Source organism: Streptomyces sp. NPDC050287, from assembly GCF_044459385.1.
GTDB lineage: Bacteria > Actinomycetota > Actinomycetes > Streptomycetales > Streptomycetaceae > Streptomyces.
In genome coordinates this window covers 460,302-480,049 of the sequence record NZ_JBITIY010000007.1, presented here as the reverse complement: position 1 = coordinate 480,049, position 19,748 = coordinate 460,302, and the positions used below count along the sequence as shown (strand labels likewise).

Sequence of the window (19,748 nt, the reverse complement as noted above, 5' to 3'; positions counted from 1 at the left end):
GCGGACGTGGGAGACCTGGTGCGGCCGTACGTCACGGCGTACCTGCGCGAGCAGCAACCGACCTGAGCGAGGAATCGGCACAACCGGACGACCCGGTCATGGCCGCTTTCCACGACTGGCTCACGTCACTGTCTCGGTCGCCCTGACCACTCTCTTACGCTCAGCGCCCGGGCAGTCGGCGGGTCCCGGTTATCGATCTTCGATGGGGAACGCGCCAGTGCGGGGAAGGTCTTGTTCGGCCCAGGCGCCCATGGTGGCCAGCACTACCTCCAGCCGTGCGCCTGCCGGGGTGAGTTCGTACTCCACGCGGGGCGGGATCTCTGGATAGGCCGTGCGGGTGACCAGCCCTAGGAGTACGAATCGTCGCAGCCGTGAGGACAGGGTCTTGGGGCTGATCCCCGGCAGCCCTGCGCGCAGTTCGGTGAAGCGTTTCGGGCCGGTCAGCAGCTCCCGCACGATCAGCGTCGCCCAGGGCCCGTCCAGCACGGTCAGGAACCGGTGCCGACGCCGCCTCGGGCATCGACGGCATGCGCGTGCTGATCGCCGCGGTCCGCGACGGATTCACCGACACGCAGCACCGGATCCTGTTCCAGCAGGAGCTTCCCGGCGGCTGGGTGGTCCTCCACTGGCGGATGACCGGGACCCACACCGGAGACGCCTTCGGGTTCGCCGCCAGCGGCAACCCGGTCGACATCACCGGCACCGACATCGTCCGCGTCGTCGACGACAAGATCACCGAGATCTACCACGTCGAAGAACTGCTCAAGCTCACCCAGCAGATCAGCACCGGCACGCAGCCGGCCTGAAGACCGAGAGTTCCGGCGCCGGCTCGAGGGACGGGAGCGCGGACTGACGGTGCAGCGTTGGCAGTACGCCCCTGAGGCGTGGGCGGACATCCTCAAGCGGCATGGCTTCACCGACATCGACGCCCAGGTCATCAAGGCACCGGAGCCGGAGGACCTGGGCACCCTGTTGGTACGCGCCCAGGTCCCTGCGTAAGGGGTCTGGCGTCGGGTGGCCAGAAGGCCGGCCCTGCGGGTCAGTCCCGGCCGAAGGTCTTGTCCCGGTGCTCCCGCCACCGATCCATCAGCTTGATCAGCTCGCCCTCGAAGTACTCGAAGAAGGCGAGCGTCTCGGCGATCCGCTGCCCGCCGGGACTGGTGGCGCCCAGGCTGTCGACGCCCTCGCGCAGGGTCTGTCCCCAGCGCTTGAGGACGGCGTCCCGGTTGGTCAGCGCCTCGTACCACTGATCGCTGTGCACCCGGTACCGCTCACGCCGTGAGCCTGGCTCGCGCTCCCGCGAGACCATGTGCACCTGCGCGAGATACCGCACCGCCCCCGAGACGGCGGCCGGGCTGACCTGGAGCTGTTCGCCGAGTTCGGCCGAGGTGAGGGCGCCGGAGTCGGACGCGAGCAGCGCGGCGAACACCCGGGCGGCCATCCGCTGCATACCGGCCTCGACGAGCTGGGCCGCGAAGGCCTCGACGAACCTCGACACGGCCTCCGTGTCCCGCCCGGTTCCGGTCGTTCCGGCTGTCCCGGCTGAATCGGTCATGCCCTCCATCCTATCCGGCGTTTATACGCTTCCTTAACTTCACAAATTTGTGAAGTCAGCGTACGTTCTGAAGCATGACGAAGGCAATCACGGTCTCCGGGCTGCACAAGTCGTTCGGCCGCACGCACGCGCTCGACGGCCTCGACCTGGACGTGGACACCGGGGAGGTCCACGGCTTCCTCGGCCCCAACGGCGCCGGGAAGTCCACCACCATCCGGGTGCTGCTCGGCCTGCTGCGCGCCGACTCCGGTGCCGCGCAGATCCTGGGCCGCGACCCGTGGGCGGACGCGGTGGAGGTGCACCGCAGGATCGCGTACGTCCCTGGTGATGTGACGCTGTGGCGGAACCTGTCCGGCGGTGAGGTCATCGACCTCTACGGCCGGCTGCGGGGAGGCCTGGACATGCGGCGCCGGGCCGAGCTGATCGAGCGGTACGAACTCGACCCGACCAAGAAGGGCCGGACGTACTCGAAGGGCAACCGGCAGAAGGTCGCCCTGGTCGCCGCCTTCGCCTCGGACGTCGACCTGCTGATCCTGGACGAACCGACCTCCGGCCTCGACCCGCTGATGGAGGAGGTCTTCCAGCGGTGCGTCGAGGAGGAACGGGACCGGGGTCGGACCGTTCTGCTGTCCTCGCACATTCTGAGCGAGGTCGAGGAGCTCTGCGACCGGGTGAGCATCATCCGCAAAGGGCGGACGGTGGAGAGCGGGTCGCTCGCCGAGTTGCGCCATCTGACCCGGACCAGCGTGACGGCCGAACTCGTCGGCGCCCCCAACGGGTTGAGTCGGCTGCCGGGGGTCCACGACCTCGACGTCCAGGGGCGGCGCGTCCGCCTCCAGGTCGACACCGACCAGCTGGACGCCGTGCTGCGCTCGCTCAGCGAGTCGGGCGTACGGTCCCTGACGTCGACCCCGCCGACGCTGGAGGAGCTGTTCCTGCGGCACTACCAGGAGGACGTGGTCGCTGAGGACGCGGCTGCCGAGGGGGCGGCTCGATGACCGCCGCCGCCTTCGCCGTACGACCGGGGTCGTCCCGCCAACTGGCCGGTACCGGCACCCTGTTGCGTTTCGCCCTGCGCCAGGACCGGGTGCTGATCCCGGTCTGGGGCGCGGTGAACGCGCTGATGGTCCTGTCCATGCCGAACACGCTGAAGGGCCTGTACGCCACCCCCGTCGAACGCGCCGACCTGGTGGCGCAGATGGCCACCAACTCCTCGCTGCGCGCGATGGTCGGCCCGGTCTTCGGCGCGTCGCTGGGCGCGCTGACCGCCTGGCGCGTGGGCGTGTTCGCGGGCGCGCTGGCTGCCGTGATGAGCCTGCTGGTCGTCGTCCGGCACACCCGGGACGAGGAGGAGAGCGGCCGTCAGGAGCTGGTGGCCTCCGGCATGGTGGGCCGCCGGGCCTCCCTCACCGCGGCCCTGCTGGCGGCGGCGGTCGCGAACGGGGCGCTGGGGCTGCTGGTCGTGACCGGTCTGGCCGGCCAGGGTGCGGGTGGGGCGCTGGCGTTCGGGCTCGGGATCGCGGGCGTCGGCATGGTCTTCGCCACGATGGCCGCGATCGTCGTCCAGCTGACGGAGAGCGCGCGGCTCGCGCGGGGCCTGACAGCCGGGGTGCTGGGCACCGCCTTCGTGCTGCGCGCGGCGGGCGACTCAGCCACCGACGACGGCTCGTCCGTCCTGACCTGGCTCTCCCCTCTCGGCTGGCTGGAGAATCTGCGTCCCTACGCCGCCGAACGCTGGTGGGTGCTGCTGCTGTTCGCCGCGGCGGCCACCGCGCAGGCGGGGGTGGCGTACGCGCTCACCGGGCGGCGGGACGTCGGCATGAGCTTCCTGCCCACCAGGCCGGGACCGGCCTCCGGCCGGCTGGGCTCCGCGGCGGGGCTGGCCTGGCGGCTGCACCGCGGCAGCGTGCTCGGCTGGAGCATCGGCTTCTTCCTCGCCGGGGTGGTCTACGGCGGGATGACTCAGGGCGCGGCCGACCTCGTCGGCGACAACGACAACGCCCGCCGGATCATCGAACGGATGGGCGGCCAGGCCGGTCTGACCGATGCCTTCCTGTCGGCGATGGTCGGCATGCTCGGCCTGGTCGCCGCGCTCTACGTCGTCGCCTCCGTCCTGCGTCTGCACGGCGAGGAGACCTCCGGGCGCGCGGAACCGCTGCTGGCGAACGCGGTGGGCCGGCTGCGCTGGGCCGCCGGGCACCTGGTGATCGCCTTCGGCGGGTCTGTACTGATCATGCTGCTCGCCGGGCTGGGCTTCGCCCTCGGATACGGCCGGGAGGCCGGGCCTGTCCTGGGCGCGTGTCTCGTGCAGGTGGCCGGGGTCTGGGTGATCGGCGGGCTGGCGGTCCTGCTGCACGGCATCGCCCCCCGTACGGCGACGGCCGCCTGGGGTGTGGCCGGGGCGGTGCTGCTGATCGGCTGGGTCGGGCCCGCGCTGGACGCCCCGCAGGCAGTGCTGGACCTGTCCCCGTTCGGCCACCTCCCGAAGCTGCCGGGCGGGGAGATGCAGTGGGGGCCGGTAGTGGTTCTGCTGCTGGTCGCGGTGGTGCTGGTGGGGGCGGGGCTGGCGGGGCTGCGGCGGCGGGACATGACGACGTGATGGGAGCACGCGGCGCGGGACGTGAGCCCGGCTGAGCCTCTCGCCGAGCGGGGGCCCGCAGGCTGCAAGGACGCTCACCGGGTGCTCCCGGAATGGCTGAACTGCCTGATCACCTAGGGAGTTTGGGTGTTATCGTCCCTCGCATGGCGGAACTGATCGCTCCCACGGGACGGCTGCATTCCTCGTGGCTCGCGGCGCGTGACGAGTGGCAGCCCGGTGCTCACCAGGACGGCGCCGGCCTGCGTCTGGTCGGTGACGATGACCTCGACAGCCCGGCAGGGTTCGCCTCATGGGTCGAGCGACTGCGGCAGCAGTCGGACCGGTCGCTGCCTGTCGGGGAAGGACGCGTCCACGCCACCCACTGGTGGATCGCCGACGGCGAGACGTACCTCGGGGCCATCGACCTTCGGCACTACCTGAACGCCTTTCTGCTGGAGGGCGGCGGACACATCGGCTACAGCGTCCGGCCTTCTGCCAGGAGACGCGGACTGGCCACGTGGGCGCTGGGAGCGGTTCTGCTCAAGGCGCCCGCGCTCGGTCTGGACCGGGTCCTCCTCACCTGTGACGACGGCAACGTCGGCTCGGCGCGCACCATCGAAGGCAATGGCGGGGTCCTCGAAGATGTGCGCGGCACCGAATCCGGGGTCAAGCGCCGCTACTGGATCACTCTCGACGCCGCTGGTACAGCGTTTCATTGACGGCCTCGCCTCATTGACGGCCTCGGCGAGGACGGTCGCCTCGTAGCGTTTTGAGGGCAGCCGGAACCTTGAGGCGGTCCGCGTACGTCCGTGCCAGACATGGGGCAACGTATGCAAGCCGCCGCAGGATGTCTGACCGCGGCCGTCGGTGCCGGTGCGGGGCTCGCCGTGTGGTCGATCGACGTCCGGAAGCGGATCTGGCGCTTCGAGCAGGCACCCGACTGGAGCGTGCTCTATGCCGAGTTGCCGCTGATGATCCTCGGGGGCATCGCCGCCGCCCTCGGGTGCTGGGCGCTGTTCAGCCGGCTCAGACCTCGACGCTGAGTCCCTCCAGCCCCCGGATCACGAAGTTCGGCTTCCGTCGCGGCTCCGCCGCCAGGGTCAGGGTCGGTGCCTGCTCCAGCAGTGCCGTCATCGAGGCCGCCAGCTCGATGCGGGCCAGGGGAGCGCCGATGCAGTAGTGGATGCCCGCGCTGAAGGAGATGTGCGGGTTGTCCTGACGGGTCAGGTCGAGCCGCTCGGGGTCCCGGAAGACCTCCGGGTCGTGGTTGGCCGAGCCGAAGAGCAGCGCGACCTCCGCTCCCCTCGGGATCGTCGTGCCGGCGATCTCGATCTCGTCCAGCACCCAGCGTTCGAAGAGCTGGAGCGGGGTGTCGTACCGCATCAGCTCCTCCACGGCCGACGGGACGAGGGAGTGGTCCGCGCGCAGCGCCGCCAGCTGGCCGGGGTTGCGGAACAGCGCCGACCAGCCGTTGACGGTGGCGTTCACCGTGGCCTCGTGGCCCGCGTTCAGCAGGAGCACGCAGGTCGAGATCATCTCCTGCTCGGTGAGGCGGTCGCCCTCGTCGTGCGCCGCGATCAGACCCGAGATCAGGTCCTCCCCCGGCTTCTCGCGCCGCTCGGCGATCAGTTCCCGCAGATAGTCCGAGAACTCCACCGACGCCCGCACCGCGCGCGCCGCCACCTCCTCGGAGGGGTTCAGCTCGTACATCCCGCAGATGTCCGCCGACCAGGGCCGCAGCGGCGCCCGGTCCGCCTCCGGGATGCCCAGCATCTGAGCGATCACCGCGACCGGCAGCGGCTCGGCCACATCCGTCAGCAGATCACCGCCGCCCGCCTCCACCAGCGCGGCCACCAACTCGCCCGCGAGGTCGTGCACGTACGGCCTCAACCGCTCCACGGTGCGCGGGGTGAACGCCTTCGACACCAGGCGCCGGATCCGGGTGTGGTCCGGCGGTTCCAGGTCGAGCATCCCGTGGTCGTTGAGGGTGTGGAACGGCTCGTGCTCCGGCGGCGGCGCGCTCCGCCCGAACTCCTCGTGCGTGAACCGGTGCTGGTACGCCCGCCCCAGCCGGCGGTCCCGCAACAGCGCCGACACGTCCGCGTGGTGCGGTACCAGCCACTGGTCGGTCGGCCCGTAGTGGAGCACGCGGCCCCTGGCCCGCAGCTCGGCGTAGGCGGGGTACGGGTCGGCGACGAACGCCGGGTCCCAGGGGTCGAAGGCGAGGTCGGTAACAGGTGCCATGGACGGACGGTAGACCGGCACCTCCCTGTCTGACCAGGGCTGACCAGGGCTGACCAGGGCTGCCAGGAGTGTCCCAGCGGCACCGGGTGCTCACCCCGGGGTGACCAGGCGCGCCTCGTACGCGAACACCGCCGCCTGCGTACGGTCCCGCAGCCCCAGTTTCACCAGGATCCGGCTCACATGCGTCTTGATCGTCGACTCGGCCACCACCAGCCGCTCGGCGATCTCCGCGTTCGACAGGCCCTGCGCGATCAGCACCAGCACCTCCGTCTCCCGCTCGGTCAGGTCGCCGTACGCCGCCTGCGCGGAGGGCGCGAGGCGCGGGGTGGCGGACAGTTTGGAGAACTCGGTGATCAGCCGCCTGGTCACCGAGGGCGCCAGCAGCGCCTCCCCGGAGGCCACCACCCTCACCCCGTCGGCGAGCTGGCGGGCCGAGGCGTCCTTGAGGAGGAAGCCGGAGGCTCCCGCACGCAGCGCCTGGTACACGTACTCGTCGAGGTCGAAGGTGGTCAGCACCAGCACCTTCGCCGTGCCGTCCGCGGCGACGATCTCCCGGGTCGCCTCGATGCCGTTCAGCTCGGGCATCCGGATGTCCATCAGCACCACGTCCGGGGCGAGTTCACGCACCCGGTCCACCGCCTGACGCCCGTTGACGGCCTCGCCTACGACCTCGATGTCCGGCATCGCGTTCAGCAGGACCGAGAAACCCTCGCGCACCATCATCTGATCGTCCGCGATCAGCACGCGGATGGTCATGCGTCACCCTCGCTCAGCGCGGGCACCGGCAGGAAAACCGTCACCTCATAGCCTCCGTCCTCCGCCGGCCCCGCCGTCATCTCGCCGTTCAGCATGGAGACCCGCTCCCGCATACCGGTGATGCCGTGCCCCGCTCCGGGAGAGGGCTTCACCAGGGACAGCCCGGGCAGCGGGCCGTTGACTATCCGCAGGCCCAGCCCGCCCAGGACGTACCCGATCTCCACGCGGGCGCTCGCCCCGGGCGCGTGCCGCAGGGTGTTGCTCAGCGCCTCCTGCACGATCCGGTACGCCGACAGCTCCACGCCCTGCGGCAGCTCCCGGACCGCTCCGGTCACCGTCTTGTCGACGCTGAGCCCGGCGTCGCGCACATTGGCGAGCAGCGCGTCCAGATCGGCGAGGGTGGGCTGCGGGGCGTCCGGCGCCTCGTAGTCCTCGGCGCGGACCACGCCCAGGACGCGGCGCAGTTCGGTGAGGGCGGCCACGGCGTTCTCCCTGATCGTGGCGAAGGCGCGCTCCAGCTCCGGCGGCGGGTTCTCCACCCGGTAGGGGGCGGCCTCCGCCTGGATGGCGACGACCGACATGTGGTGCGCGACCACGTCGTGCAGTTCGCGGGCGATCGTCGTGCGCTCCTCCAGCAGGGTGCGACGGGAGCGCTCGTGCTCGGTCACCGTCTGCTGCGCGGTCACCTCCTGCTCCGCCGCCCGCCGGATGTGCCAGACGGAGACGACGAGCAGGATCAGCGCGGAGACGACCAGCATGGGCCCGGTGTTGGAGGAGTAGTGGCCGCCGCCGAGGGTGCTCTCCGACACCATGCCGTAGACCGCTGTCAGGACCCACATCCAGGCCGCTGTACGGGGCCTGGTCCGGATGGCGGCGACCGTCAGCACGACCAGGTGGGCGGCGAAGCTGCCGGTCGGCCAGGGCCAGTCGTCGTAGCTGTCGCCGAACAGCGCGGCGAACGGGGTGGCGATGAGGGAGAACCAGAAGGCACCGGTCGGCCGCAGCAGCACCAACAGGACCGGGATCAGGGCCAGCAGGCTCATCAGGGTGGTGAGCAGCGAGCTGGAGTCGCCCCAGAAGTCGGCCGCGGAGGCGGCGATGCTCGCACACAGCAGCCCGGCGAACGCCACCACCGCGTGCGGCGTCCAGCCCGCGTAGTCCCGCATACGGCCGGACAGCCGCCTGGTCAGGAAGCCGTCGACCCGCATGCGCGGGAGCGGGTCGTAGGCGAAGGCGTCGGTGAACAGTTCCTGCCGCAGGCCGCGCAGGGCGTCCGCGGCCAGCCGGAACTCAGGGGTGCGCGGCCTGCTCCTGCCCTGCGGTATGGGCTGCGTCTGTGTCGTCTCGGTCACATACAGAACGGTAGGGGGCGAGCCGGGCCGCGGTCGTCACCAGTGAGGGGGGTCCTTCCGAGTCCCTCTCAGGTACTACGGGGGGTGACCGACTGAAGCCACCGCACCCCTCACCACGCCAACTGGGCGATCTCCTCCGCCACCACCGCGCACGCGTCCGCCACCGGGTCGATCAGCGGGAAGTGGCCGACGTCCTCCAGGAGCGTCAGGCCCACCACCTCGCCCGCCTTCGCGGCCGCGTCCGCGTAGGACTCGGCGACCGCCTGGGGGACGACCAGGTCGGTGCGGCCTTGGACGAGGGTCGTCGCGATGCCCGTGGGGAGCAGGAGGGCCGGGTCGGCGTACGGCCGGTGTTCGGTGAACCCCTCGTCCCCGCCCAGCAGTTGCCGGCAGGCGCCCGCGCACACGTCCAGCTTGTCCGCCACCGCGAAGTCGGCGATCGGGGCGAGGGCGACCACGCCCCGCAGCGGCGCGGGACGGTCGAGGCGCCACGGGGCGTCGGCGGGCAGCAGGTGCCGGGCCGCCGCCCACAACGCGAGGTGTCCGCCGGCGGAGTGCCCCGTGACCACGATGCGGCGCGGGTCGGTCTGCGGCAGGGCCGCACGGGCCAGGGCGGGCAGCGCGTCCAGCGCGGCGGCGACGTCGTCGAAGGTGTCCGGCCACCGGCCGGCCACCGGCGTGCTCCCTTCCTCGCCGTGACTCTCGCCCTGACTCTCGTCCCGGCCCTCGCTCCCACCCCCACGCCGATACTCCACGCTCGCCACCCCGAACCCCCGTCGCGCCAGGAAGTCCGCGAACGGCGAGATGTGCCGGCGGTCGTACCGTGCCCGCCAGGCACCTCCGTGCAGTACGACGACCAGCGGCGGCGGGCCGCCCGGTCCCGTCTCGCCGTGCGGGGCGTAGAAGTCGATCACCTGGTCGGGGTGGTCGCCGTACGCCGCCGTGGTGTCGGGGTCGACCGCCGGGTGCGAGAAGGCCGACGACTCCTCTTCGGCGGCGGCACGGGCAGCCGCGGCATCGTGTGCTGCGGCGGCTTCATGTGCTGCGGCGTCGTCCGGCATGCTCCAACCTCTCAGTGACGAAACGGATTTGGCGGGCCGGGAAGGATTCCCGGAAGAGAATCCGGCCGTTGGCCGGGACGGTATCAGGCCCATGACGTGCACGGACACGTGCGCCGACACGTGCACATCCACGTACGGCCGCGCTGCGGGCGGCCGTACGTGGATGTGGCGTCGTACCGCTCGTCAGCCGGCTCTTCCGCCGGACCCGGGCGTCTCCCCGGGCGCTTCACCCGGCACCTGGGCCGCCGCCTCCCCCGGCACCTCGGCCAGCACCTCGGCCAGTACCCTCGCCGCCCGCTCCACGTCCGCGAACCCGACGTACAACGGCGTGAACCCGAAGCGCAGGATGTCCGGCTGCCGGAAGTCGCCGACCACGCCCCGCTCGATGAGCCGCCGCATCACCTCACCGGCGTCCGGGCACCGCAGCGCGACCTGGCTGCCCCGTTCCTCGTGGGCCACCGGTGTCAGCGACTCCGCCCGGCCCGCCGGGACATACGCGGCCACGCACTCGAGGAAGAAGTCCGTCAGCGCGAGGGACTTGGCCCGGACGCTCCCGACCGGGACGCCGTCCCACACCTCCAGGGCGGCCTCCAGGGCGAGCATGGACAGGATGTCGGGCGTGCCGACGCGGCCGCGCGACGCGCCCTCGGCCGGTGTGTAGTCGGGGCGCATGCCGAAGGGTTCGGCGTGGGAGTTCCAGCCGGGCAGCGGGGAGTCGAAGCGGTCCTGGAGTTCCCGGCGGACGTAGAGGTACGCCGGTGAACCCGGGCCGCCGTTCAGGTACTTGTAGGTGCAGCCGACGGCCAGGTCGACCCCGTGCTCGTCGAGCCCGACCGGCAGCGCGCCCGCGCTGTGGCACAGGTCCCAGACGGCGACCGCGCCCGCCGCGTGCACGGCGGAGGTCAACCCCGGCAGGTCGTGCAGCCGCCCGGTGCGGTAGTCGACGTGGTTCAGCAGGACCGCGGCGGTACGGTCGCCCAGCACGCCCGGCACCTGAGCCGGGGTCACCGGGCGCAGGGTGCAGCCCGTCATCCGGGCCGCCGACTCGGCGATGTACCCGTCCGTGGGGAAGGTCGTCGCGTCGACGACGATCTCGTCGCGCACCGGCCCCGCCCGCCCGGTCCGAGCCAGCCGCACCGCCCCCACAAGTGCCTTGAACACGTTGACGCTTGTCGAGTCGCCGACCACGATCTGCCCGGCCCCCGCTCCCACCAGCGGAGCGATCAGGTCGCCGATCCGCTCGGGCGCGGTCCACCAGCCGCTCTCCTCCCAGGACCGGATGCGCAGTTCGCCCCACTGGCGGCGCACGACGTCCTCCACCCGGCCGGGAACGTGCGCGGGCAGGGCACCCAGCGAGTTGCCGTCGAGGTACACGACGTCGTCCAGCACGAACCGCGAGCGCACGGACGACAGCTCGTCACCGGCATCCAACTCGCTTACTTTGAAAGCGAGTTCACCTGTCTCAGACATGGGACCGCGCCGTCCACAGCTCGGGAAACACGTTCTTCCGCGCCCGCTTCTCCAGCCAGGCCACGCCCGCCGAACCGCCCGTGCCGGCCTTGGCGCCCATGGCCCTGCGGGTGGCGACGAGGTGGTCGTTGCGCCAGCGCCAGACCAGTTCGGCCACGTCGGTCAACACCTCGCCGAGCCGGGCGAGTTCGTCGCTTTCGTCGCCGGAGTAGAGGGCGGTCCACACCGCCTCCACCTCCTCGGACGGCTCGTACCGCAGCGACACGTCACGTTCCAGGACGGACGCCGGGATCGCGTGCCCGCGCCGGGCCAGCAGCCGCAGCACCTCGTCGTACAGACTCGGTTCGTGCAGCGCCTTCTCCAGTTCCGCGTGGACGCGCGGCGCGCCCCGGTGCGGGACCAGCATGGACGCGGACTTGTCGCCGAGCAGGAACTCCATACGGCGGTACATCGCCGACTGGAAGCCGGAGCCCTCCCCGAGCGCGCCGCGGTACGCGTTGAACTGGGCCGGGGTGAGCTGGCCGAGCGGCTTCCAGGAGGCGTTCAGCGCCTCCAGTTCCCGTACGGAACGCTTCAGCGCGGCGACAGCCGTGGGCACGTCGTCCTGGCGCAGGGCCCCGGCGGCCGTCTCCCACTCGTGGACGATGACCGTGAACCACAGCTCCATCACCTGGGTCGTGACCAGGAAGACCATCTCTCCGGGATCGTCGGAGAGGGGGTGCTGGAGGTGGGTGAGCACGTCCGCCCTGACGTAGTCCTCGTACGGCGTCGTGCCCTGGAAGTCGAGATGCGGGGTCTCGGGCTCCTGCGTTTCGTGAGCCTCGTGGGACATCGCTGTCTCCTGTTGTGTACTCCGGGTAGCGGTCCGCCCCTGCCGTTACCGACACGGGGGCCCCGGTCCCCACCCGCATCCTCCGCATCGGGCGCGCAGATCGCAAGGCCGGCACCCGGCCCCGCACCCGTCGGGGTGGGCCCAGTCCCTCGCCGCGAGGCACCACACCTTCCTGACGACGACCCGCCGACGGAGGAGTCACCCTCCCGGTACCGGTGTCCTCGCGGACCCGGCCGGGACGACCCCGCCCCTGACGGGAGGCCCCTGTCCGAGTGGCAGACTGCCTTCATGACGACTCACAAGAACCTGCTCGGCGGCCCCGACCCCACCTACCTCCCGGAGAACGAGGAGGCGTACCGCCTGCTGGGCGAGGAGTCCCTGGCTCCCGCCGAGGTCGCCGCCAAGTACCCGACGTTCTCGCTGGCCTGGGCGCTGCTCGCCGACGACGCGTTCGAGGCGGGGCGCGTGATCGAGTCGTACGCGTACGCCCGTACCGGCTACCACCGGGGACTCGACGCGCTGCGCCGCAGCGGCTGGAAGGGGCACGGGCCGATCCCCTGGAGCCACCGCCCCAACCGCGGCTTCCTTCGCTGCCTGAACGCGCTGGCGCGGGCCGCCGAGTCGATCGGCGAGAAGGACGAGGCGGAACGCTGCGGGCAGTTCCTCCAGGACAGCGACCCCGAGGCGTACGCGGAACTGCGGCGCTGACAGCGGGTCTGTGGCCGTAGGGCCGCAGGACGGTGGGGCGGCCCGAGTACGCGTACGCGGGCCACCCCACCCGATCAGTCGCTCGTGTACGTGGGCACCGCACCCATCCCGTCAGTCTCTCGTGTACGTGGGTTCCCATCCCGTCAGTCGCCCGTCACCCGGCCCCGAGCTTCCCCGCCGACCGGTTCGGTTCCAGCGGTGGCGCCAGGACGGACCCGTGCGTCCGGCACTCCGGTCGCCGGCAGTCCGGCGGCAGCCGTCGTACGGTCGCGAAGGCGATCCCCGCTCCCACCACCAGCACTCCCGCACACCACACCATCGCCCGGCCGAACGCGTCGTCGAAGGCGTCCGGCGACAGGTACGCGTCCGGGCCCATCCCGGCGAGCAGCGGCAGCGCCGCCACCGCGATCAGTCCGGCCGCACGGGCCGCCGCGTTGTTGATGCCGCTGGCCAGGCCCGCCCGCGCGGTGTCCACCGAGGCCAGGACCGTGGCGGTGAGCGGTGCGACGAGAGCGACCAGGCCGACCCCCATGACCAGCACGGCCGGCAGGACGTCGGTGACATAGTCCGCGTCCTCGCCGACCCGCATCATCAGCAGCATCGCGGCGGCGCACAGCAAAGGCCCCACGGTGAGGGGGACGCGGGGGCCGATGCGGTCGGCGAGGGCACCCGAGCGGGCCGAGAACAGCAGCATGAGCGCGGTGGTCGGCAGCAGCGCCGTACCGGCCTGGAGGGGCGAGTAACCGGCCACGACCTGCAGTTGGAGCGCGGTGAGGAAGAAGAAGCCGCCGAACGCCGCGTACACGCACAGGGTGACCAGGTTGACCGCGGTGAACTGGCGGGAGGCGTAGATCCCGAGCGGCATCATCGGGTCGGGGCTGCGTTTCTCGACCCGGACGAAGGCGACGGCCGCGGCCACTCCCGCCACCGCCGTGACAGCGACGACCAGGGACCCCTCGCGCGCCTCGATCAGCGCGTACGTCACCAGGGCGAGGGCCAGGGCGCCAAGGGCCGCGCCGAGCACGTCGAAGCGGCCGTGGGCCCGGCCGTCCGCGGACTCGGGAACGTGCCGTACGGCGATCGGCGCGCACACCAGCGCCAGCGGCACGTTGAGCAGGAACACCCAGCGCCAGCCGGGCCCGTCCACCAGCCAGCCCCCGACGAACGGGCCGACCGCCGCGCCGATCCCGCCGAACCCGGACCACAGGCCGACCGCCCGCCCCCGGTCGTCGGGATGGAAGGAGGCCTGGATGAGCGAGAGCGAGCCGGGGGTCAGCAGAGCGCCGCCGACTCCTTGCAGCGCGCGGGCGGCGATGAGGACACCGGCGTTCGGGGCGAGGCCGCACAGCAGGGAGGCCGCGGCGAACCAGACGACCCCGACGACGAAGACCTTGCGGCGGCCCAGGCGGTCTCCGAGGGAACCGCCGAGCAGGATCAGCCCGGCCAGTGTCAGCGTGTACGCGTTGACCGTCCACTGCAGGGCGGAGAGGTTCGCGTCGAGGTCACGGCCGATACGGGGCAGGGCGACGTTGATGACGGTCGAGTCCAGCAGGGCCATGCTGGAGCCGAGGACGGTGGTGAGCAGGATCCACTTGCCCTGCGGGGAGGCCAGCCGGACGTCGGGCATGACCCAAGGTATACATCCGGCCCGACGCCAGGCATAGATCGGTCAGCGTCCCGGGCATCCACGGTCATGATCCCGGGCATCCACCGGTCATGGTCCCGGGCATACGACGAGCCCGGTGCCGTGGCACCGGGCTCACCGCGAGCCGCCTGGAAAGGGCGCTGCTACTTGATCTTCGTGCCCGCCGACCGCAGGTTCTGCGTGGCCTCGACGACACGGGCGGCCATACCCGCCTCGGCCAGCTTGCCCCAGGTGCGCGGGTCGTAGGTCTTCTTGGAGCCGACCTCGCCGTCGACCTTCAGGACGCCGTCGTAGTTCTTGAACATGTGATCGGCGACCGGACGCGTGAAGGCGTACTGGGTGTCCGTGTCGAGGTTCATCTTCACGACGCCGTTCTCCAGCGCGGTCGCGATCTCCTCCGCCGTGGAGCCGGAGCCGCCGTGGAAGACGAAGTCGAACGGCTTGCTTCCGGTCGGCTTGCCGTACTTGGCCGCGACGCCGTCGTTCAGCTCCTTCAGCAGGTCGGGGCGGAGCACGACGTTGCCCGGCTTGTACACGCCGTGCACGTTGCCGAAGGACGCGGCGAGCAGGTAGCGGCCCTTCTCGCCCAGGCCCAGCGCCTCCGCGGTACGGAGCGCGTCCTCGACCGTCGTGTACAGGGAGTCGTTGATCTCGTGCGAGACACCGTCCTCCTCACCGCCCGTCGGGGTGATCTCCACCTCGAGGATGATCTTCGCGAGGCGGGCCTGCTCCAGGAGCTCCTGGGCGATGGCGAGGTTGTCGGCGAGGGTCTCGGCCGAACCGTCCCACATGTGGGACTGGAACAGCGGGTTGAGACCGGCCTCGACGCGCTTCTGGGAGAGCGCGAGCAGCGGACGTACGTACCCGTCGAGCTTGTCCTTCGGGCAGTGGTCCGTGTGCAGGGCGACGTTGACCGGGTACTTCTCGGCGACGATGTGCGCGAACTCGGCGAGCGCGACCGAGCCGGTCACCATCTCCTTGCTGTACTGGCCGCCCAGGAACTCGGCGCCACCCGTGGAGATCTGGACGATGCCGTCGCTCTCGGCCTCCGCGAAGCCGCGCAGCGCAGCGTGCAGGGTCTGGGTCGAGGTCACGTTGATGGCCGGGTAGGCGAACTTGCCTGCCTTCGCCCGGTCGAGCATCTCGTTGTAGACCTCGGGGGTTGCGATGGGCATCTGTCCGCTCCTTGTATGTGCGGGTTGGCGTTCTACGTCCTGCGTGCTGACGGCCCTGACCTAGACCTTGGGGTGCGACGTCATCGTCGTCCCCATCTTTCCAGACTTGACCGGATGGTCGATGCCCCAGGTCAAGTCGTTATGTCCGTCCGGGCCTCGACCGTTGGTCCGTCCGGGGCTCGTTCGTCGGTCCGCCCGGGCTTCGGCCGTTGGCGCGTCCGGGCCTCGGCCGTGTGTCCACCCGGGCTTCGGTCTTCGGCCGTCCGGGCCTCGGCCGTCCGTCAGTCCAGGCCCAACTCGTCCTTGCTGTAGGCGAAGAGGTACGGCACTCCCGCGCCCTGCTCGATCTTCTCGGCGGCGCCGGTCGCGCGGTCCACGATGGTCGCGACGGCGACGACCTCGGCACCGGCCTCGCGCACCGCCTCGACGGCGGCGAGCGGCGAGCCGCCGGTGGTGGAGGTGTCCTCGACGACCAGGACCCGGCGGCCCGCGATCTCCGGCCCCTCGACCCGCCGCTGCAGCCCGTGCGCCTTGGCGGCCTTCCGTACGACGAAGGCGTCCAGCTTCCTCCCGCGGGCGGCGGCCGCGTGCAGCATGGCGCCGGCGACGGGGTCGGCGCCCATGGTCAGCCCGCCGACCGCGTCGAAGTCGAGGTCGGCGGTCAGGTCCAGCAGCACCTGCCCGACCAGCGGGGCCGCCTCGCCGTCGAGGGTGATGCGCCGCAGGTCGACGTAGTAGTCGGCCTCCAGACCCGACGACAGGGTCACCTTGCCGTGCACCACGGCCTTGTCCTTGATCTGCTGCAACAAATTGCCGCGTGTGCCTGGCGGCATTACTTCGTTGACGTCACTCATGCCTGTCAGCTTAGACAGCGCCGAGGCTCCGCCAGGTCCAGGTGGTCGTGGCCTCCAGCGGCTCCAGCGGGGTGACCAGCCGCGGCAGGGTGTTCAGCCCGTTGGGCGGCCCGGTCTGCGGCTCCACGCACACGGCCGCCTCCTGCTCGTCGTACACCACCACCCATTCCTCCCGGCTGGCCACCTTCAGCTCCAGCTGCCCCGGCCAGGTGAGCGTGACGTCGACCCCGCCGGGCATGCCGAAGCAGTCGTCCCAGGGCCCGGGCTTCGGGTCGAGGCGGTTGCCGGTGGGGAGGTGGTCGTCGCCGCGCTCTTCCTGCCAGGCGGGGCTGAAGTCGAGCCGTACATCGTCCTGTCCCGGCCCCAGGTTCCGGTTGAACCAGGGGTGCCAGCCGATCTGGGCGGGGAAGGAGGAGTCGTACGTCTCCACGGACATGGTCAGTGTCAGGGTGTCCCCGGTGAGGCCGACGACCTGCGTGACCCGGCCGGGGTAGGGCCACGGCGCGACCAGGTCGTACGTGATGACCGCCTCGTCCGCGGTGACGCGGGCGGTGCGCCAGGCGCCGTCGCGTGCGGTGCCGTGGATGGCGTGCGGCGGGGAGTTGAGCGGCATCTGGTGGACGGTCGCCCCGTCCCGGAACCGGCCGTCCCTGATCCGCCCGCACCAGGGAACCATCGGGAAGCAGCCGAAGCGCTCCCCTTGGCGGAGCAGCTCGACCCCGCCGACGCGAAGCCCTCCGATCCGGCCGCCGTTGCCCGGCTGCACGGTCACCTCCGCGTCACCCGCGGTCAGCGTGATGTCTTCGTTACTCACGGGACGACCCTACTGGGGCGATCAAGAGGGCGGCGCGGGCCGTCGGTCCTCTTCCGTCACCGGCGTCTGCGCAGCGCCCTCGTCACCACGATCGCCGACGCCACCGCGACCGCGGCCGCCGGGGCCGCCCACCGCAGGAACGGGTTGGGCGCGATCGTCTGCGGCGCGGGAACGGGGGCGTAGCGGCCGCGCGGCGGGGCGTGGTCGACCTCCTCCGCGCTGCGCCCGATCATCGTCCGCCGCGCGTGCGCCGCCTCGGCGGGCGGTGCGTCGTCATCGTCGTCGTCGTCGTCGTCGTCGTCGTCGAGGAAGCCTTCGGGAAGGTCCTCGGGGAGGGCCGACGGGGGGACCTCGGCCTCGAAGGCGGCGGGCGGCTCGGCGGGCGCGGGGGGCTCGACAGACGCGGAAGGCGCGGGGGACTCGGGGGCCTGCGGCTCCTCGGTCGCCTTCCCCTGCGGGGTCTCTTCCAGCGGTTCCACCTCGACCGCGGCCCCCAGCGTCCCCAGGTTCTCCGCGAACCGGCTCAGCAGCCGGCCCGTGGCCGAGGCCACCGCGTCCGGCGGAAGTTCCCTGACGCGGCCGTCCGCGGAGGCCGTGCCCTCGAACCTCACCGTGGAGCCGCCGTCCGCTTCCCGCACCGAGAGCGTGAGCGCCAGTTTGACCGTGCCGGTACCGCGGGTCTCGGTCGCGTCGCCCTCGACGGCGTACGAGCCGTCGTCCTGCCCGGTGATCCGTACGGAACCCCGGTAGGTGATGGAGTGGCTGCCGACGCGCACCTTCAGCCGTCCCGCGACGGGCTCGGCGCCGGCCTCCTGCTGGAGCCCGGGAACCGCCCGGGCGGCCCGCGCGGGGTCGGCCAGCGCCTCCCTGAGCCGCTCGGCCGGAACCGGAACGAACACCTCATGCTCCATGTCAGCGGACTTTACCCAGTGGGCGCCGTCCTGCACCCTCCTTGCCCGAAAGTGACCTCGCGTTGCGCCCCGGGCGCGTCGCCCTCCGGTGTCAGTACCGCGGATGCGCCAACGTCGACACCGGCAGCCCTCCGATCCGCGTCACCGCCGCCGCCCTGGCGTCGGCGGTGAGCTTCGCCTGCGTCAGGGTGCGCGGCCTCGGGCCCCGTGGGTCGAGGCGCAGGGGCGGGCGGGTGGCGGGGGAGGCGAGGACGAAGCCCCAGTCGTGCGGCGCGCGTCGCGGGCCGGCCGTGCGGTCGGGGCCGGCGGCGAAGCCGGAGTCGCGGCCGCCGACGCGGTAGGGGGCGGTGTACAGACCGGCCGCGCGGATCGTCGTGTCGACCGTCCAGAACACCCGCGGGCGGGAGGCGACCGGTCCGGCGTGCACCACCAGCCGGCCGTCGTCCGCGAGCACCCGGCGGGCGAGGCCGTAGAACTCCTGCGAGTACAGCTTGGTGCTGGCCGTGATACCGGGGTCGGGCAGGTCAGCGATCACCACGTCGTACGCCGCCGTCGGCGCCCCGCGCAGCAGGCCGAAGGCGTCCGCCGTCGTCACGTGCACGCGTGCGTCGCCGTACACGTGACTGTTGAGCTCCGACAGGGCCGGGTCCTGGCGGGCCAGCCGTACGACCTCCTCGTCGAGTTCGACGACGTCGACGCGCTCCACGTCCGGGTGGCGCAGCACCTCGCGGACGGCCAGTCCGTCGCCGCCGCCGAGGACGAGCACGCGCGCGTGCGGGCCGTTCATCGCGGGGTGCACCAGGGCCTCGTGGTACCGGCGCTCGTCCCGGCCGCTGACCCGGAGCCGGCCGTCGAGGAAGAGGGCGAGGGGGCGGCCGGCGGTGCCGGGGATGCGGCCGGTGCCGCCGGTGAGGACGACCTCCTGGACGTCCGTCTGCACCGCCACGCGGACGTCGTCGCCGTACACCGCCTGCCGTGCCGCCCGTTCGAAGTCGTCGACGAGGACGGCGGCCGTGGCGAGGACCGCGAGCACGACGAGGTTGGCCACCAGCAGCAGCCGGCGCGCCCGGCAGGTCAGGTCGCGACGGAACAGACCGAGGACGAGGACGGCGCCGGCGACCGCGTTGACCGTGCCGGTGAGCAGCGCGCCGGTCAACTGGCCGAGCAGGGGCAGCAGCAGGAAGGGGAAGGCGAGGCCGCCGACCAGCGCGCCCACATAGTCGGCGGCGAACAGGTCGGCGACCGCGCCGCCCGCGTCCTGGCGGCGGATGCGCTGGATCAGCTCCATCAGCAGCGGGACCTCGGCGCCGATCAGCAGACCGATGGCGAGGGAGAAGGCGACCAGGAGACAGCGGGGACCGCTCACCCACAGGCCGCCCCAGCCGCCGGTCCAGGCGAACACGGCGTACAGGGCCAGCGCGCTGCAGCCGCCCACGAGGGCGAGCGCGGACTCCAGCGCTCCGAAGGCCGCCGCGGCCCGCCAGCGCAACCGTTTCGCCGCGAGGGAGCCGATGCCCATCGCGAAGACCATGACGGAGAGCACGACGGAGGCCTGGGTGACCGAGTCACCGATCAAGTACGAGGCGAGGGCGACCAGTTCGAGTTCGTACACCAGTCCGCAGGCCGCACACACGAAGACACAGGCGAGGACGAAGACCCGCCCCGTGCCGGGGCGGACGGGCAGCCGCGCGGGGCCCGCCCAGGGCGGCGTGGCACGGGGCGGGGCGGGCGCGTGCGGTTCGATCACGCTGCGACGTTACGTCACTGCCAGGGCACGCTTCGTCACCCACACG

Annotated in this window: 20 protein-coding genes and 1 pseudogene; 7 read left to right on the top strand and 14 right to left on the bottom strand. The window is 71.9% G+C overall.

The annotated features are described in order from the left end of the window. Positions 1–189: 189 nt before the first annotated feature. A complete protein-coding gene (locus tag ACIBK3_RS27330) occupies positions 190–456 on the bottom strand; it encodes a winged helix-turn-helix transcriptional regulator (protein ID WP_399370010.1) in 267 nt (88 codons plus the stop codon). 56 nt (positions 457–512) lie between these two features. Between ACIBK3_RS27330 and ACIBK3_RS27325 the strand changes: the two are divergent. Both ACIBK3_RS27325 and ACIBK3_RS27320 read left to right on the top strand, forming a co-directional pair. After that, a pseudogene (locus ACIBK3_RS27325) lies at positions 513–806 on the top strand (ester cyclase); the annotation flags it as partial. 49 nt (positions 807–855) lie between these two features. Continuing rightward, the gene (locus ACIBK3_RS27320; protein WP_399369694.1) at positions 856–999 is read left to right on the top strand and encodes a hypothetical protein; all 144 of its coding nucleotides are present in this window, start codon (positions 856–858) and stop codon (positions 997–999) included. Between the two features lie 40 nt (positions 1,000–1,039). Here ACIBK3_RS27320 and ACIBK3_RS27315 read toward each other — a convergent pair whose 3' ends face one another. After that, positions 1,040–1,555, bottom strand: a complete 516-nt coding sequence (locus ACIBK3_RS27315; RefSeq protein WP_399369692.1) for a GbsR/MarR family transcriptional regulator — start codon at positions 1,553–1,555, stop codon at positions 1,040–1,042. A 74-nt stretch (positions 1,556–1,629) separates the two neighbouring features. On the opposite strand from ACIBK3_RS27315, the gene ACIBK3_RS27310 reads away from it, so the two are divergent. The 4 genes from ACIBK3_RS27310 to ACIBK3_RS27295 all read left to right on the top strand — a co-directional run bounded on the left by ACIBK3_RS27310 (position 1,630) and on the right by ACIBK3_RS27295 (position 5,176). Continuing rightward, positions 1,630–2,553, top strand: a complete 924-nt coding sequence (locus ACIBK3_RS27310) for an ATP-binding cassette domain-containing protein (protein ID WP_399369690.1) — start codon at positions 1,630–1,632, stop codon at positions 2,551–2,553. Beyond that, on the top strand, positions 2,550–4,154 hold the full coding sequence (locus ACIBK3_RS27305; RefSeq protein WP_399369688.1) for an ABC transporter permease: 1,605 nt from the start codon (positions 2,550–2,552) through the stop codon (positions 4,152–4,154). The genes ACIBK3_RS27310 and ACIBK3_RS27305 overlap by 4 nt, the downstream gene beginning before the upstream one ends. A gap of 143 nt (positions 4,155–4,297) precedes the next feature. Continuing rightward, positions 4,298–4,852 carry a GNAT family N-acetyltransferase gene (locus tag ACIBK3_RS27300; RefSeq protein ID WP_399369686.1) on the top strand — a complete coding sequence of 185 codons (555 nt, stop codon included), beginning with the start codon at positions 4,298–4,300 and terminating at the stop codon, positions 4,850–4,852. A gap of 111 nt (positions 4,853–4,963) precedes the next feature. Beyond that, on the top strand, positions 4,964–5,176 hold the full coding sequence (locus ACIBK3_RS27295; RefSeq protein ID WP_399369684.1) for a hypothetical protein: 213 nt from the start codon (positions 4,964–4,966) through the stop codon (positions 5,174–5,176). Here the strand turns inward: ACIBK3_RS27295 and ACIBK3_RS27290 are convergent. The 6 genes from ACIBK3_RS27290 to ACIBK3_RS27265 form a co-directional block, all read right to left on the bottom strand. Then, on the bottom strand, positions 5,160–6,377 hold the full coding sequence (locus tag ACIBK3_RS27290; RefSeq protein WP_399369682.1) for a cytochrome P450: 1,218 nt from the start codon (positions 6,375–6,377) through the stop codon (positions 5,160–5,162). The genes ACIBK3_RS27295 and ACIBK3_RS27290 overlap by 17 nt on opposite strands. Before the next feature lie 90 nt (positions 6,378–6,467). Beyond that, entirely contained in the window at positions 6,468–7,133 is a 666-nt protein-coding gene (locus ACIBK3_RS27285) for a response regulator (protein WP_399369680.1), read from the bottom strand. Next, positions 7,130–8,485 (bottom strand): sensor histidine kinase, encoded by a 1,356-nt coding sequence (locus ACIBK3_RS27280; RefSeq protein ID WP_399369678.1) that lies wholly within the window; start codon positions 8,483–8,485, stop codon positions 7,130–7,132. The genes ACIBK3_RS27285 and ACIBK3_RS27280 overlap by 4 nt, the downstream gene beginning before the upstream one ends. A gap of 110 nt (positions 8,486–8,595) precedes the next feature. Continuing rightward, positions 8,596–9,546 (bottom strand): alpha/beta hydrolase family protein, encoded by a 951-nt coding sequence (locus ACIBK3_RS27275; protein WP_399369677.1) that lies wholly within the window; start codon positions 9,544–9,546, stop codon positions 8,596–8,598. A gap of 183 nt (positions 9,547–9,729) precedes the next feature. Beyond that, complete coding sequence (gene kynU, locus ACIBK3_RS27270; RefSeq protein WP_399369675.1) at positions 9,730–11,016, bottom strand: kynureninase; 1,287 nt, start codon at positions 11,014–11,016, stop codon at positions 9,730–9,732. Continuing rightward, the gene (locus ACIBK3_RS27265) at positions 11,009–11,848 is read right to left on the bottom strand and encodes a tryptophan 2,3-dioxygenase family protein (protein WP_399369673.1); all 840 of its coding nucleotides are present in this window, start codon (positions 11,846–11,848) and stop codon (positions 11,009–11,011) included. The genes kynU and ACIBK3_RS27265 overlap by 8 nt, the downstream gene beginning before the upstream one ends. A gap of 288 nt (positions 11,849–12,136) precedes the next feature. Here ACIBK3_RS27265 and ACIBK3_RS27260 point away from each other — a divergent pair, with 288 nt between their 5' ends. Next, positions 12,137–12,556 carry a DUF3151 domain-containing protein gene (locus ACIBK3_RS27260; RefSeq protein WP_399369671.1) on the top strand — a complete coding sequence of 140 codons (420 nt, stop codon included), beginning with the start codon at positions 12,137–12,139 and terminating at the stop codon, positions 12,554–12,556. 154 nt (positions 12,557–12,710) lie between these two features. Here ACIBK3_RS27260 and ACIBK3_RS27255 read toward each other — a convergent pair whose 3' ends face one another. From ACIBK3_RS27255 to ACIBK3_RS27230, 6 genes are all read right to left on the bottom strand, one after another. After that, positions 12,711–14,183 carry an MFS transporter gene (locus ACIBK3_RS27255; RefSeq protein WP_399369669.1) on the bottom strand — a complete coding sequence of 491 codons (1,473 nt, stop codon included), beginning with the start codon at positions 14,181–14,183 and terminating at the stop codon, positions 12,711–12,713. A gap of 161 nt (positions 14,184–14,344) precedes the next feature. Next, a complete protein-coding gene (gene fbaA / locus ACIBK3_RS27250; protein ID WP_399369667.1) occupies positions 14,345–15,376 on the bottom strand; it encodes a class II fructose-bisphosphate aldolase in 1,032 nt (343 codons plus the stop codon). A 281-nt stretch (positions 15,377–15,657) separates the two neighbouring features. After that, the gene (gene pyrE, locus ACIBK3_RS27245) at positions 15,658–16,230 is read right to left on the bottom strand and encodes an orotate phosphoribosyltransferase (protein WP_399369665.1); all 573 of its coding nucleotides are present in this window, start codon (positions 16,228–16,230) and stop codon (positions 15,658–15,660) included. A gap of 10 nt (positions 16,231–16,240) precedes the next feature. Further along, positions 16,241–17,044, bottom strand: a complete 804-nt coding sequence (locus ACIBK3_RS27240; protein WP_399369663.1) for an aldose 1-epimerase — start codon at positions 17,042–17,044, stop codon at positions 16,241–16,243. Between the two features lie 56 nt (positions 17,045–17,100). Next, entirely contained in the window at positions 17,101–17,955 is an 855-nt protein-coding gene (locus tag ACIBK3_RS27235; protein ID WP_399369661.1) for an SRPBCC domain-containing protein, read from the bottom strand. Positions 17,956–18,046: 91 nt separating this feature from the next. Beyond that, the gene (locus ACIBK3_RS27230) at positions 18,047–19,702 is read right to left on the bottom strand and encodes a polyamine aminopropyltransferase (RefSeq protein WP_399369659.1); all 1,656 of its coding nucleotides are present in this window, start codon (positions 19,700–19,702) and stop codon (positions 18,047–18,049) included. Positions 19,703–19,748: the final 46 nt, after the last annotated feature.